This is a genomic window from Bacteroides bouchesdurhonensis, from assembly GCF_900155865.1.
GTDB classification, from domain to species: Bacteria; Bacteroidota; Bacteroidia; order Bacteroidales; family Bacteroidaceae; genus Bacteroides; species Bacteroides bouchesdurhonensis.
Genome location: NZ_LT707006.1, coordinates 3,390,001 through 3,403,549, shown reverse-complemented (window position 1 = coordinate 3,403,549; position 13,549 = coordinate 3,390,001). Strand labels below are relative to the sequence as shown.

The window sequence follows — 13,549 nt, the reverse complement described above, 5'->3', positions numbered from 1 at the left end:
TTTTATTTACCACTAAAATCCAAAGTAGAATGAAAAAAGTAATCATCATGTTTGCCCTCGCTATGGGCATCGTAACTGCCAACGCGCAGGAGAACGTAACCGTTGTAACGGACAACGGAAGTGAACAACCGACCTTGACAAAGGAGGTCTATCCGCAGAAGGAGGCGGACGGCGATCTGTATCACGGGCTGACAAAGAAGCTGACCTTCGACCGCATGGTTCCCCCGCACGGCTTGGAAGTGACCTACGACAAGACCGTCCACGTCATTTTCCCCTCGGAGGTGCGCTACGTCGATTTAGGCTCGCCCGACCTGATTGCGGGTAAAGCCGACGGAGCGGAGAACGTCATCCGCGTGAAAGCGACCGTGAGGAACTTCCCGAACGAAACCAATATGTCCGTGATAACGGAGGACGGGAGTTTCTACACCTTCAACGTGAAGTACGCCGCCGAACCGCTGCTGCTCAACGTGGAGATGTGCGACTTCATCCATGACGGCGAGGCGGTGAACCGTCCGAACAACGCGCAGGAAATCTATCTGAAAGAGCTGGGTAGCGAAAGTCCCATGCTGGTGCGCCTTATCATGAAGTCCATTTACAAGCAGAACAAGCGTGAGGTGAAACACATCGGCTGCAAGCGTTTCGGCATCCAGTACCTTCTGAAAGGCATCTACACGCACAACGGACTTCTCTATTTCCACACGGAAATCAGGAACCAAAGCAACGTGCCTTTCGATGTGGACTATATCACGTGGAAAATCGTGGACAAGAAGGTGGCGAAGCGTACCGCCGTGCAGGAGCAGATCATCCTGCCGCTCCGTGCGCAGAACTATGCCACCTGTGTGCCGGGCAGAAAGAGCGAGCGCACGGTATTCACGATGGCGAAGTTCACCATCCCCGACGGCAAGTGCCTCGTGGTGGAGCTGAACGAGAAGAACGGAGGCCGTCATCAGTCCTTCGTGATTGAGAACGAGGACTTGGTACGTGCGGGTACCATCAACGAACTTCAAGTGCGCTGACCATGAGAAAGCACATCGCAATCATCATCGCATCGCTTGCCCTCTTCACGGGGCAGGCGCACGCCCAGCGGTGCCTGCCGAAGATGCAGGGCATCGAATTGAGAGCTAACCTTGTGGACGGTATGCGTTTAAGTGGCAACAATGGCGGTTACAGTTTCGGGGCGGCTCTCTCCACCTACACGAAGAACGGTAACAAGTGGGTGTTCGGTGGCGAATACCTCTTGAAGAACAACCCGTACAAGGATACCGCCATACCTGTGGCGCAGTTCACGGCGGAGGGCGGTTATTATTTCAAGATACTCTCCGACGCCCGTAAAATAGTGTTCGTCTATGCGGGGGCTTCGGCTCTCGCCGGATATGAGTCGGTGAATTGGGGCGAGAAAGTGCTGCATGACGGCTCCACGCTCCATGACCGGGACGCCTTCATCTACGGCGGTGCGCTGACGCTCGATGTGGAGTTTTACGTGGCTGACCGTATCGCCCTGCTCGCCAACCTCCGGGAGCGCCTGCTGTGGGGTGGCGACACACGGAAGTTCCATACGCAGTTCGGGGCGGGCGTCAAGATAATCATCAACAGACACGTCGCATGGAACGGACGGACATTGAGAATATGAGGCAGATACCCATTGCGGACTTTCTCGCACGGCTGGGACATGAGCCTGTCCGAAGGAGCGGAAACGAGCTGTGGTATCGTGCGCCATACCGCAGTGAACGCACGCCCTCCTTCCGTGTGAACGTGGCGAAACAGCTCTGGTACGACTTCGGCTTGGGCAAGGGCGGCGACATCTTCACGCTTGTCGGGGAGTTTACCCGAAGCGGGGATTTCATGGCGCAGGCGAGATTCATAGCGGAAACCGCCCGTATGCCGCTTGCCGCAGCAGAAAAGCCGTTGTACCTGCCGGAACCGTCCGAACCTGCCTTTGAGGGAGTGGAAGCCGTCCCGCTGCTCCGCTCTCCGCTGACGGAGTATTTGAAGGAAAGAGGCATCCCTTATGCCGTTGCATCCCGCCACTGCTGCCGCCTGAACTACGGCGTGCGTGGTAAGCGGTACTTTGCCGTCGGCTTTCCGAACGTGTCGGGCGGCTATGAAACCCGAAGCCGCCGTTTCAAGGGTTGCGTACCACCAAAGGACGTGTCGCTGGTCAAGGCGGGGGACATCCCGGCGGACGTGTGCAGCGTGTTCGAGGGCTTTATGGACTTCCTGTCCGCCGTCACGCTCGGTTTGGCAACGGGTGACTGCCTTGTGCTGAACTCCGTCGCCAACGTGGAAAAGGCTTTGAAACATCTGGACTGGTACGAGCGCATCGACTGTTACCTCGACCGAGACGAAGCCGGACGCAGGGCAATGGAAGCCCTGCGGACACGCTACGGAGGAAAGGTGACAGACCGTTCCGGCATCTATCAAGGCTGCAAGGACTTGAACGAGTACCTGCAACAAGTATCAAGAAAACAACAAAAGAACAACAATCTAAAAATCAAAGAATAATGAACATACTGAACAACAAGAACAAGAGAACATCAATCTTCAAGGCGTTGGCACTCTGCCTGTTCGCTGCAGTGTCATTCACATTCGTATCGTGCGACGACGATATGGACATCCAGCAATCCTATCCCTTCACGGTGGAAACCATGCCCGTGCCGAACAAGGTCACAAAGGGGCAGACGGTGGAAATCCGCTGTGAGCTGAAGAAAACGGGCGATTTCGCCAATACCCTCTATACCATCCGGTATTTCCAGTTCGAGGGTGAGGGCACACTGAAAATGGACAACGGCATCACTTTCCTGCCCAATGACCGCTACCTGCTCGAAAACGAGAAGTTCCGGCTGTACTACACGGCGCAAGGTGACGAGGCGCACAACTTCATCGTGGTAGTGGAGGACAATTTCGGCAACTCCTATGAGTTGGAATTTGACTTCAACAACCGAAACGTGAAGGATGACGGGGTTATCACTGTTGTCCCCATCGGGAACTTCAAGCCCCTTACACGATGATGCGTGTATTCATGGCTATCCTCTGTTCGCTTCTGGCGGTCTGTTCCGTGTCCGCACGGAACAGACGCCATGAGGGAACGGACGGGCAGGCGGCTATCTACCGGCTGCCACCATTTGAGAGGGCGGTGCGATGCACGAAGTATTTTGAGGGCTGGCATTCGGAAAAACATCACCCGTATGTAGGATATGGACATCGGTTGCAGCCGGGGGAAAGGTATTCGGCACGCACCATGACGAAGCGGCAGGCGGACGCGCTTCTGCGAAAAGACCTGCGGAAGTTCTGCGCGATGTTCCAGCAGTTCGGGAAGGATTCGCTTCTGCTTGCCACGCTCGCCTACAATGTCGGTCCGTACCGTCTTTTGGGGAGTGGGAAGATACCCAAAAGCACGCTAATCCGAAAGCTGGAGGCGGGTGACAGGAACATCTACCGGGAGTATATCGCTTTCTGTAACTATAAGGGGAAACGCCACGCCATGCTGCTCAAACGAAGGAAGGCTGAGTTTGCGCTGCTGTATGTACCATAAAGAATAAGTGTCTGACGAAAGAAACTCCGATGAAGCCGCCAACTTCATCGGAGTTTCAGTTTTCATACATTCGGGATTGTCCCTTTGCCTGCAACCTCACCGTCCCTGCAATGCTCTATGATACCGGGTGAAAATCCCATGCTGCCGATTGCGATATGCCGGATATAGTCTGTATATTCCTGACCTTGAAAATTCCTGCCCGTAAGGTTCTTGAAAACCATCTTTATGCTTATGCCGTCGTTGCTGTACAAGATGGTTTTTCCGTTCTGTCTGATTGTTTCCATGATTAAAACTTGTTTTTGTGAATACTATCGTAGATTGGTACAAAGGTTTCTTTGCCTACTTTCTTATCCGCCATCATGCTCATGAAAGAAAGTAGGCGGCTTTTGCCGCCCACCCCTCAAAAGCGGGTGTAAAGTCCCGTTACCATCGTGAACATTTCCTCCAGCATATCGCAATATATCCCCTCGTGCGTTTCAATGTCCTTCGTCCTGCTCTCGAATGTCTTTTTGCTGAACGTCTTGCGGTAGAAACGCATATTGTATAGGTCTGCCCCTCCGTCATAGATGATGTCAAGGCGGTTGGCACTGGTCTTGTTCCTCGCAAGGCTCATGCGCAAGCCGTTGCCCATGTCTGTGAAGTCTTTGCTTCCCGTCATGGCGGCAAAGCGTCTGCCGCCAATCTGCTCTAAAATTGTCTTTGCTATCATATCCGTTGTCTTTTAGGTTTATGGTTCGGGCGGTGCGGACACCGCCCCAATGTTCAAAATTCTGTTTTCTCGGTTATGGGTGTGCATTTTTCCAGCCACTCTTTCAGACATTCCATGCTATACTCGCTCGTGATGACTGCCGTATGGCTGTCAATGGCAGTGAAACGGCTGCTTTCATAGCTGTCTATCCACCCCTTTAGGGTATCAACTCCCCACGCTTCGGCATCGTCAAAGATGCCGTCCAATGCCGTAATGGGTTCGCTGAATTTGACTATCAGCGTTTGGTAGCCTGCTTCGTTCATCGCTTCTCCTCCTTCCTTTCCTTTGCCGTTAGCCACTTGTCCCGTGCGGCTCGACATTCGTCTAATGTGGGTTTGACACAAGAGAAAAGTTCCCCGTCCGTGTGGCGGTAGTCGTATTGCACAAGGGTGCGTTTGCGTCTGTCGATACCCGTTTGGAATTTCTCGTAGTTCTCCGTTCCTGCCGATTGGCAGGTGCTTACTCCGTTAATTGTCATTTTGTTGCCATAGTCGTTGTTATTTAGATGATTAGAAATGTACAGACAGCACTCTGTGTTGCATCACCATTTCGGGGTCGCTCGTGTAGCGTTGGTGCAGGTAGAAATGATGAGAGCCGAAGCCGTAAAGGAAGAACTTGTCAAGTTCGTGTTTCTCGGCAAAGTCCTTGACGCTCGCCCTTAATTGCTCCTCACTCTGACAAAGAGTGAGGAGGTTCATAAATTCAAGGAACATCGTGGGGATTTTATCATCCCATAGGAAAACCATGCTTTCAAATCTTACTTCCATAATGTTAGTTGTTAGATGTCGATATTATGCCGCTTTCATCCGCTGGCGGATAAGGTTGGCGTTCTTGTTCACAAGGGCGATGATGCGGTCGTGGTATTCGGAGTTCTCGTTGCATACGCCACGACACTGCACCACCTCAAAAGTTTTTAGTGACACCTCTATCGTTTCAATTCGTTTTCCGTCAATGGTGGCGGATAGGATAAGGGAGTCTTTTCGTTTGTGGTAACCGCCCACACAATGGTGCATCGTCCTTCCTTCCTCTGCCATTTCTTCCACGCTCTCTATGACTTTGACGCAAATAAGGCTGTCGGTAAAGGCAAGTCCGAAGAATATGCCCTTAGCTTTCAGATATTGTTTCTCGTCCTCAATCGCTTTCCTGCGTTGCTGTTCAGTCCGCTCATGTTTCCTTTGCAGGTTGCGCTTTGCCACCAACTTGTCGTGTTCAACTTTGAGGTCGGCAGGGCAAACGTATTTCGGGCTGTTTGTGTCCTTGCCGAAATGACGCAGGAGGTCTATGGTGTCACGCCACATTGAGCCGTCCTCAATAGTATAGCCGTTGCGGATACATATCTTGATTGAAGCCCAATACTCTCCAATATTGAAAGAGTGGTACAGATAGTAGCGCAACATGGGATATTGCCCTGCCTTCAACAGCGTTTCCGCACGGCTGTCCGACAATAATGCCGGTATTAGTTTGGTGGGTACAATGTCGTGGAAATTGCCGTTAAAGCCGTTTCTGCGGAGCGTCGGCAACACCTTATATCTTGGATATATCGGGGAATATGAGATATGGCGGTACGCTTCATTGTCATTGCGGATAGCAAAAGGAGAAGCGAATGAGAACGTGTCGATGTAGCATCCCAATGTGCGTGGAATGGCAACAACAGCCTTACGCCCTTGTTCATTCCACCAATACTGCCCGATTTCAAGGGCATAGGACTTGGCATTAACCCCTTTCTCCATACCCACGACAAGCAAGAACATTCGTAGCACTTGGTATTCTCCGCTTGTGGTAAGGGTTGTGAAATACTGCTTTTGTCTTACCTTGCGCTGATAGGTGAGGCAGACTTTCAAACTTGCTCCACATTCGGGACACGTACAATGCTCGGTCTGCTCCGTCATTACCCAACTATGACCGCAATCCATACAAGTGGTACGACCTTTCGGCAAGCGGTGTGCATAATGCTCCACGCAATTACGGAATGCCCAATTTATCTGTATCGGGGTTATCGGGCGTAGTTTCTTGCTTTGGGCAAGAACTGCTTTTTCAAATTTGTTTCTCGGTTTCATAAGCCAAAATCAAATAATGAGGGTTGAACTTGGGTTTCTGTTTTCGCCTTTGTCGGCTTGGTGCGGTTCTGCAACTTGCGGAGTTCCTCGTCTTGGTATCTGCGGACTGCCTGCTGACGTGCTTCTGCTTTTTCCTCTGCCGTGAGTTCCACAATGTGGTTCACCGCCACTTGGCATTGGATAGGCTTGCCCACCTCAATCTCGTTCTCGTCATAGTAGTGTACTGCTTGTCCGTATATCTCTCCGTCCGTGAAGCCGTTACAACCGCTTTTCTGCACATAGTTCAGAATGTAGGTTACGCAATCGTCAATGTTCTTGGCTGGATTGCGGTAGTTCTTCGCAAAGAGCGTGTCTTCCTCCGCACGTTGTTCCAAATACATCTGTATCGTTCTCTTGAAATGGTCTGTTCCTTTCATATCGCTGTCGTTTTTATGAGTTGTCAAATAGTATGTTTCAAAATCTCCCTCCAATAAATCGGCTCAACCTCGCTCAATAGGAAGTCTATAAAGTCCTTCCGTGCGTTCTTGTTCAGTTCGTGGTAGAGTCCACGGAACACGGACATATTGCCGTTGAGGTATGTTTCCACCATGTACTCGAAGATGTTGCCCACCTCGTAGTATCTGCATTGTTGCTCCACTGTCTTGCTTCTTCTCTTTGCCATGTCGGTAGGGATTAAAGGGTGAATAACCAAAGAATGAAGCCGAAGAACAGGATAACGGAAAGAATAGCCACGATTACCCCTATTGCCACTCGGAACACTCCGTTTATTATCTCTCTGACGATGTACCAAAGGATGCCGGACACCCAAAAGGCGGTGCGCATGATTAGGGTGCATATCGCAAGCCCTATGTATTGCGCCATTTGTCTGAAATTTACCGTTGCTGTCATAGCCGTATCATTTGTTAAGTTCCACGATGCTGTCTATCCTGCCGTATAGGAAACTGCGGAGTGCGGTCTTGTCGGTAGCCTTGTATTCCGCCCAATGTCCATACTGCTTTACAATGTAGGTTCGGAGAATGTCGGAAAAGTCAAACATCCAACCTTGCAAGGGTACTGCGCTCTTGAAATAGGTGTTGCTGTTCACGTTGCGTGTAAGCCAATCCTTTTCCTCTCGGCTCAATTTCTCACCATTGTTCAGTTTGGTGCGAAGTCCGTACACCTTGCTGCCTTGCAGGTTCTCCAAACTTGGTACTTCCCATGCCACGAATTTTGTTGCTATTGCCGTTCTCATATCCGTTTTGTTTTTGATTTTTTGTTTTTTAATGCGGATTCAAGAGCTGAGGGAGTTGAGTTTCAAACTATCTTATCTGCCTCTCGTTTATCCGACATTTTTTTTAATGCGTCTTTCTGTCGCATCGGTCGTTTTCGTTTCGGGTGCTTAAAAAGGTAGGGATTAGGGAATGCAAGGTTTTTCGGGAAAATACTACCCGAAGGGCTGGAGATTTTTCCAGAAAACAGGAGGCTTGACCTTGCTTTCCCGTACAATCCCGGAGTTACCTTTGCACCCAGCACGAAAATGACTGCCTGATGCGGCTCACTGAAAGGCGCGAAAATGGAGGTAAACGGAAGTAGAGGCAGATTAGACAGGAAAACTTCAAAAGAGAAATCCGTGAGAAAGACATCCCCAACAGAAAAGAACATAGCCGGTAGCGTGAAACCAGGCAAACCATCGGCAAGGAAGTATGTTTTTATCTGTTTGGCCAAACGTGTTTGGTCGGATGGATAAAATCATTCTTCCCGGTTTGTCTGCCGTGAGTGACGGCTTGTTCCATTTATGGAATGTGCGGTCATACACGGCTTTCCGCTTCCGGCTCAAAAGGACAACGAAAAAAGAAAAATCGTCAAAACCCCGTAAAAGCACCTCTTTGGCATAAGCACAAAAGAAAGGGGCCTTGTCTCATCAGTCTAAACTATTGTTTAGGCGTGAGGCAAAGCCCTTTTCTCCGCTTATGCGGCAGTCGGCACACGTTCGTTCAAAATCTTTTTGGGCGATGGTGTGCTGACGGATAAAATCGCTTTTACGGAAAAACTTGTGTGAGAAGAAAAAATCAGGAGATTCATTTCTAAATCTCCCGTTTTATTGTTACTTTTGCATACGAAGAGTTCTTTGAAGGTTACGCAACGCACAGAAGAATAATGCAGTAGATAACTAACTAATTCGTAACCTATTACTATTATGAGCGATTACCCAATGCTCATTTCCAATAAATTACACTCTTTTCGTAACTTCACTATGCTATACTATGCAATTGGGTTAATTACGCTACTCGTTGGTATCGTACTTTACTCTAATGTTGAAGCAATCTTTGGTGAAGCCCTTTCTGTCGTTGAACTTTCCAGAACTAAGGTTATAATTCTTTTGATGGTTATAAATCTAGCTGCGACTTTCCCACTTAGCATCTACGGTGCTATTATCACAGCATACGAGGATTTTATATTTTTACGAGTAGTTCAAATCCTAAAAACTATACTTAGTACTGGAATAATGATTGCATTGCTATGTTTTGGTTACAAGGCGATTGCTATGGTTGTAATTCAAACTGCTTTTAACTTTATAGTACTAGGTCTAAACTATTTCTATTGTAAAAATAGAATTCATATTGAAATACATTATAAGAAGATAGAGAAATCATTATTACTAGAAATTATAGTATATTCATTTTGGATTTTCTTGAATGTTATAATGGAGAGAATATATTGGAGCACGGGGCAGTTCGTTCTTGGTGCTGTTTCAGGAACAGTAGCTGTGTCGGTGTTTGCTGTTGCAATTATGTTGCAACAAATGTATATGATGTTCTCAACTGCAATCTCGGGAGTTTTTCTTCCTAGGATAACAAGCATGGTAGTCAAGGAGGTAGATATGAAGGAGGTTTCAGACTTATTTATAAGAACTGGTCGAATACAGTATATTATAATAAGTCTTGTGATTTCCGGTTTTATCGTTATAGGTAAGCAATTTATCTATTACTGGGCAGGGGATGAATATAGTGATGCTTTCATAATAACATTAATATTCTTTGTTTCTTTACTTGCTCCACTTATCCAGAACTTAGGTATTAGCATTCTACAGGCTCGTAATCAAATGAAGTTTAGAAGTATTCTTTATATTTCTATTGCATTAGTAAGTTTAGCTTTGCAGATTCCTTTATCTAAACTATACGGAGGCATAGGTTGTGCGCTAGCCATTGGTGGTGCTTTAGTGATTGGGCAAGGTGTTATAATGAATATATTTTATCAAAGGAAACAAAATATAGATATTTTAGGCTTTTGGAAAGAGATCATAAAAATGAGTATTGTACCTGTTACTGTTACGATATTGTTTCTTTGTCTAAAACATCTATTTGATATTGACAGCATATTTGATTTATTGATATTTACTGTATCTTTCATGGCTGTTTATATTCCTTTAGCATGGCATTTTGTTCTTACCGATAATGAGCGAAGACTTTTCGCTTTTCCTGTATTAGCGATTGTATCAAAAGTTAGAAGAAAAAATGATTGAAATAAGTGACAAATCTAAGTGTTGTGGTTGTTCTGCTTGTGTGCAGCGTTGTCCAAAACAATGCATCATCATGAAAGAGGACGAAGAAGGTTTCTTGTATCCTCATGTTGATACAGAGATTTGTATAGATTGTGGTCTTTGCGAGAAGGTTTGTCCTATAATTAATCAAGCAGAAACGAAAGAACCGTTGAAGGTTTATGCGGTAAAAAATAGAAATCTACAAAAACGGGAGTTAAGTTCTTCTGGAGGCTTGTTCATTGCGTTGGCAGAGAAAAATATTGAGAAAGATGGAGTCGTGTTTGGTGTTGTTTTCGATGAAAATTGGGAAGCTCACCATGTAGCAGCAACAACACTCGAAGAACTTGAACCGATGATGCGAAGTAAGTACATGCAGAGCAGAGTTGAGAATACATTTGCCGAAACAGAGAAATATTTAAAAGAAGATAAGGAGGTTATGTACATAGGTACATCATGCCAAATAGCTGCATTGAAACTGTATCTCAGAAAAGAATATAATAATCTTTTTACCATTGACTTTATTTGTCACGGGGTTCCAAGTCCAGGCGTTTGGAGAAAATATTTAAACGAAACATTTATTGGTAAATTTGAAGTAACAGATATAAGTTTTAGAGAAAAATCTAGAACTGGTCACAACTGGCAAAAATTCGGCTTTGTTGTCTGGGGAAACTCTTTAGATGATGAAAATAAAAAATTAGTTATGACCTCAGATTCGTTTACTAAAAATCCATATATGAAGGGGTTTTTAAAAGACCTTTATCTTCGACCTTCATGTTATTCTTGTCCAGCAAAGGGAGGAACAAGTAGGTCGGATTTGACCATAGCTGATTTCTGGGGTGTAAAACGTTTCTTCCCAAGTTTCTTTGATTTATCAGGAGTTGGTTTAGCTATTATTAATACGGATAAGGGAGAGAGCTACTTCAATTGTTGTGATTTTGAAAGCAAGAAAACAACATTATGCGAGGCTACATATAACAACCCTGTATATTTCAGCTCTACAAGTAAGCCTGAGAAAAGAGAATTCTTCTTTAAACATTACATTCTAGAAGAGCCTTTTAATTTGATTATTGAGACTTGCACTTATGTTTCTCCTTGGAGGAAAGTCATTATATTCATAAAGAAGTATTTTGGGGCATTATTGAATAGAATAAAGTGTTGAAAAACGGTCGAATTAAAATTAGTTTTCAAACTTTAGAATATGATATGAAAATTGGAATATTAACACAGCCTTTAGGATTAAATTACGGAGGAGTATTACAGAATTTTGCCCTTCAGCAAGTGTTGTTGAGATTAGGGCATCAACCTTTAACATTGAGAATTGGTAAGATTACTTTAATCCAATTTTTTCTTTCTTATATAAAAGCCTTTATCACACATAGCAGGCTACCTGAATCTCAAAAATCTATAGATTCTCGGAAAATTGGAATGGAGAGTTTTATACAAAAATATATTAAAAGTACTTCTGAACGAGTTTGGTATAAACGAGAAGATGTTTTAGAAAACGGTCTAGAAGCGTTGATTGTAGGTAGCGACCAGACATGGCGACCTGCTTATAATTGGAAGATTGAAGATTTATATCTTAAATATGTGAAAGATCTGCACTTGAGGAGAATTTCTTATGCGGCCTCTTTTGGAACTTCTAAGTGGGAATATACTGATAAACAAACTATTAAATGTAAAAAATTACTTTGGATGTTTGATTATGTTAGTGTTCGTGAAGATAGTGGAATACAATTGTGTAAGACTTACTTTGAAAGAAAAGATGTATTATCTGTTCTTGATCCGACCTTGTTACTAAATCGAGAAGACTATGCAAAAGTTGAGGAGTCCAGAGTTAATTCTTGCCCTTATATTTTTGCATACATACTAGATAATAATCAAGAAAAAGAAAAAGTAATAAAATTATTGGGAAAAGGTTTAGATAAAGATGTTATAATAAAAAGTGTTAACGAGAATATCATAAGTACAGACAGTGTGTCTATATGGCTTTCAATGGTCAGAGATGCTGATTATATAGTAACAGATTCTTTTCATGGTACTGTTTTTTCTATTTTATATCATAAAAAGTTTATAGTAATTCAAAATGAACGAAGAGGAGGTGCTAGAATTAAGAATTTGCTGGGTAAGATGAATTTGAGGAAAGCATTGGCGAGCTACTCGGAAATAAGTTATAATAGTTTTAATTACTCAATCGATTGGGATGAGGTTGATACAAAACTAGATAAACTTCGCGAAGAAAGTATATCTTTTCTAAGAAGTTCTCTCGCTTAATACAAATGTGTTCTTGGAAAACTTTCTAATCTGTATATACAACGATTAAATCAGCATAATGAGAAAAATTCTTTTTCTTATCCTTTCAACATTTACAATTCTATTTACCATAAAGTATGAATTTGATACAACTGATGTGTTAATATCGGGCCTAAATTTGTTTTTAATTGGAAATTATTTTAGGAGAGTGACAAATTTGCAAACAAGGGTGTTTGCTATGTTTTTGATATTGTATATTTTCTGTAGTGTACACGTTGTTTCATTTTTCGAATTATCAAGTGTTGGATTTTTTAGAAATTATATCACATTGAGCGAATATAAACAATTAGCAATTTGGGGTAATTATCTGTTTTTTATTATATTTCTATTGCTCAATATCCTATTATCGTTTACAAGAATAACAAAAGATATTGTCGTAGAGCGGACACTGCCAAATAAAGTTCAATCTAATAAAATAAATAGGTACTTTATTGGGGCTACTTTTTTGGTTTTTTCCCTTCAATTTCTAACACTTGTTTTAGGTCTTGCAGGTGATCATTTTGATGCGAAAACAGTTCTTCCGTTTCATCTTAATGGTATTATTGATGAGTACAGAGCTAACCTATATCCTTATATATTTGCAGTGTTTATATACGACCAGATAATTAAAGGTAATAAGATAAAAAAAACTACAGTCATCATATTTGTAGTTTATGCCTTGTTGGAGATGTTTGTAAGAAATAGCAAAGGTGCTTTTGTTTTGTCTTTCTTGCCCGTGTTTATCATGCTTGCTTTTGCAAATTATGTAAATCGAAAGTTTGTAATCAAATACATTCTGCCTTTAGTGATTGCGCTATCTATTATGTATCCTATTATTGAGCAAGCACGCGATTCGGGTCAGTTGACTGTCGAAAATTTAATGAGCACAGTGAAAAAGGCAGGCAATACAAATGAAGATAACTCCTCTTTATATATACGTACATTTTTGACGGGTATTTATTATGTAAAAGTAAAAGATGTTATTGATAATGATATGTGGAGTTTTGATTTCTCAAATGTTCCAATGCTGTTGGGGCTAAGAGGTGGTTCTGCATATATGACCAGAGTGATTGATGGCGTTCCCGAAAATGTACATCACTCTTCTGGAGTTACAGGATTATGTGACGGGTTGTTATGGGGAGGTTATCCTATGTGTTTTATCCTCGTAGCAATTTATGTCTTTATGTGTTTCTACGGTGATAACAATAGAAAAATGCTAGCAAGGCCTCCTTTCAGATTAATTCTTTTTTTCTTCTTTTATACTCTAGTGTTTGCTAGGTCCTTTTCTTTTTTTATTGATTCTCTTTTTATGTCATCTATAGTCTCTATCATTATAAAAATCATGATAGCAAAATATTATTATAAAAAACTTGTATAAATCCTTGGTCAAATATACATCTAAT

Annotated in this window: 21 protein-coding genes; 10 read left to right on the top strand and 11 right to left on the bottom strand. The window is 43.6% G+C overall.

Features of this window, described 5'->3' with window-relative positions; translation table 11 throughout:
• The first annotated feature begins 29 nt into the window (after positions 1-29).
• Genes traN through CZ225_RS14460 form a run of 5 tightly spaced genes read left to right on the top strand, consistent with a single transcriptional unit; the run spans position 30 to position 3,532 of the window.
• Positions 30-1,016 (top strand): conjugative transposon protein TraN, encoded by a 987-nt coding sequence (gene traN, locus CZ225_RS14480; protein WP_005827318.1) that lies wholly within the window; start codon positions 30-32, stop codon positions 1,014-1,016.
• A 2-nt stretch (positions 1,017-1,018) separates the two neighbouring features.
• Positions 1,019-1,630, top strand: a complete 612-nt coding sequence (locus CZ225_RS14475) for a conjugal transfer protein TraO (protein WP_077154582.1) — start codon at positions 1,019-1,021, stop codon at positions 1,628-1,630.
• Complete coding sequence (locus CZ225_RS14470) at positions 1,603-2,502, top strand: toprim domain-containing protein (RefSeq protein ID WP_077154581.1); 900 nt, start codon at positions 1,603-1,605, stop codon at positions 2,500-2,502. The genes CZ225_RS14475 and CZ225_RS14470 overlap by 28 nt, the downstream gene beginning before the upstream one ends.
• Positions 2,502-3,008: a DUF3872 domain-containing protein gene (locus tag CZ225_RS14465; protein ID WP_005827314.1), complete on the top strand. Its 507-nt coding sequence runs from the start codon at positions 2,502-2,504 to the stop codon at positions 3,006-3,008. Before CZ225_RS14470 ends, CZ225_RS14465 begins: the two co-directional genes overlap by 1 nt.
• Entirely contained in the window at positions 3,005-3,532 is a 528-nt protein-coding gene (locus CZ225_RS14460) for a glycoside hydrolase family protein (protein WP_005827312.1), read from the top strand. The genes CZ225_RS14465 and CZ225_RS14460 overlap by 4 nt, the downstream gene beginning before the upstream one ends.
• Positions 3,533-3,594: 62 nt before the next feature.
• Here CZ225_RS14460 and CZ225_RS14455 read toward each other — a convergent pair whose 3' ends face one another.
• The 11 genes from CZ225_RS14455 to CZ225_RS23910 all read right to left on the bottom strand — a co-directional run bounded on the left by CZ225_RS14455 (position 3,595) and on the right by CZ225_RS23910 (position 8,041).
• On the bottom strand, positions 3,595-3,816 hold the full coding sequence (locus CZ225_RS14455; RefSeq protein WP_004310300.1) for a DUF7688 family protein: 222 nt from the start codon (positions 3,814-3,816) through the stop codon (positions 3,595-3,597).
• A 116-nt stretch (positions 3,817-3,932) separates the two neighbouring features.
• Positions 3,933-4,241: a hypothetical protein gene (locus CZ225_RS14450; protein ID WP_004310301.1), complete on the bottom strand. Its 309-nt coding sequence runs from the start codon at positions 4,239-4,241 to the stop codon at positions 3,933-3,935.
• 53 nt (positions 4,242-4,294) lie between these two features.
• Positions 4,295-4,600 (bottom strand): DUF6956 domain-containing protein, encoded by a 306-nt coding sequence (locus CZ225_RS14445; protein WP_004310302.1) that lies wholly within the window; start codon positions 4,598-4,600, stop codon positions 4,295-4,297.
• The gene (locus tag CZ225_RS14440; RefSeq protein ID WP_008770680.1) at positions 4,540-4,758 is read right to left on the bottom strand and encodes a DUF3873 domain-containing protein; all 219 of its coding nucleotides are present in this window, start codon (positions 4,756-4,758) and stop codon (positions 4,540-4,542) included. Before CZ225_RS14440 ends, CZ225_RS14445 begins: the two co-directional genes overlap by 61 nt.
• 31 nt (positions 4,759-4,789) lie before the next feature.
• Positions 4,790-5,047, bottom strand: coding sequence for a hypothetical protein (locus CZ225_RS14435; protein ID WP_005827305.1), 258 nt, complete (start codon positions 5,045-5,047; stop codon positions 4,790-4,792).
• 24 nt (positions 5,048-5,071) lie between these two features.
• The gene (locus CZ225_RS14430) at positions 5,072-6,337 is read right to left on the bottom strand and encodes a PcfJ domain-containing protein (RefSeq protein WP_004310303.1); all 1,266 of its coding nucleotides are present in this window, start codon (positions 6,335-6,337) and stop codon (positions 5,072-5,074) included.
• The gene (locus tag CZ225_RS14425) at positions 6,334-6,753 is read right to left on the bottom strand and encodes a PcfK-like family protein (RefSeq protein ID WP_004310304.1); all 420 of its coding nucleotides are present in this window, start codon (positions 6,751-6,753) and stop codon (positions 6,334-6,336) included. The genes CZ225_RS14430 and CZ225_RS14425 overlap by 4 nt, the downstream gene beginning before the upstream one ends.
• A gap of 23 nt (positions 6,754-6,776) precedes the next feature.
• On the bottom strand, positions 6,777-6,998 hold the full coding sequence (locus CZ225_RS14420) for a hypothetical protein (protein ID WP_005643956.1): 222 nt from the start codon (positions 6,996-6,998) through the stop codon (positions 6,777-6,779).
• A gap of 11 nt (positions 6,999-7,009) precedes the next feature.
• On the bottom strand, positions 7,010-7,225 hold the full coding sequence (locus CZ225_RS14415; protein ID WP_005643957.1) for a hypothetical protein: 216 nt from the start codon (positions 7,223-7,225) through the stop codon (positions 7,010-7,012).
• 7 nt (positions 7,226-7,232) lie between these two features.
• Positions 7,233-7,568, bottom strand: coding sequence for a hypothetical protein (locus CZ225_RS14410; protein ID WP_004310306.1), 336 nt, complete (start codon positions 7,566-7,568; stop codon positions 7,233-7,235).
• A gap of 62 nt (positions 7,569-7,630) precedes the next feature.
• The gene (locus tag CZ225_RS23910; protein WP_181981457.1) at positions 7,631-8,041 is read right to left on the bottom strand and encodes a hypothetical protein; all 411 of its coding nucleotides are present in this window, start codon (positions 8,039-8,041) and stop codon (positions 7,631-7,633) included.
• 14 nt (positions 8,042-8,055) lie between these two features.
• Here CZ225_RS23910 and CZ225_RS24390 point away from each other — a divergent pair, with 14 nt between their 5' ends.
• The 5 genes from CZ225_RS24390 to CZ225_RS14380 all read left to right on the top strand — a co-directional run bounded on the left by CZ225_RS24390 (position 8,056) and on the right by CZ225_RS14380 (position 13,524).
• Positions 8,056-8,211: a hypothetical protein gene (locus CZ225_RS24390; protein WP_004314171.1), complete on the top strand. Its 156-nt coding sequence runs from the start codon at positions 8,056-8,058 to the stop codon at positions 8,209-8,211.
• Positions 8,212-8,513: 302 nt separating this feature from the next.
• Complete coding sequence (locus CZ225_RS14395; RefSeq protein WP_129585811.1) at positions 8,514-9,839, top strand: oligosaccharide flippase family protein; 1,326 nt, start codon at positions 8,514-8,516, stop codon at positions 9,837-9,839.
• On the top strand, positions 9,832-11,016 hold the full coding sequence (locus CZ225_RS14390) for a Coenzyme F420 hydrogenase/dehydrogenase, beta subunit C-terminal domain (protein WP_077154579.1): 1,185 nt from the start codon (positions 9,832-9,834) through the stop codon (positions 11,014-11,016). The genes CZ225_RS14395 and CZ225_RS14390 overlap by 8 nt, the downstream gene beginning before the upstream one ends.
• Positions 11,013-12,128, top strand: a complete 1,116-nt coding sequence (locus CZ225_RS14385; protein WP_083714651.1) for a polysaccharide pyruvyl transferase family protein — start codon at positions 11,013-11,015, stop codon at positions 12,126-12,128. Before CZ225_RS14390 ends, CZ225_RS14385 begins: the two co-directional genes overlap by 4 nt.
• A gap of 307 nt (positions 12,129-12,435) precedes the next feature.
• Entirely contained in the window at positions 12,436-13,524 is a 1,089-nt protein-coding gene (locus CZ225_RS14380) for a hypothetical protein (RefSeq protein WP_129585810.1), read from the top strand.
• The last annotated feature ends 25 nt before the right edge of the window (positions 13,525-13,549 follow it).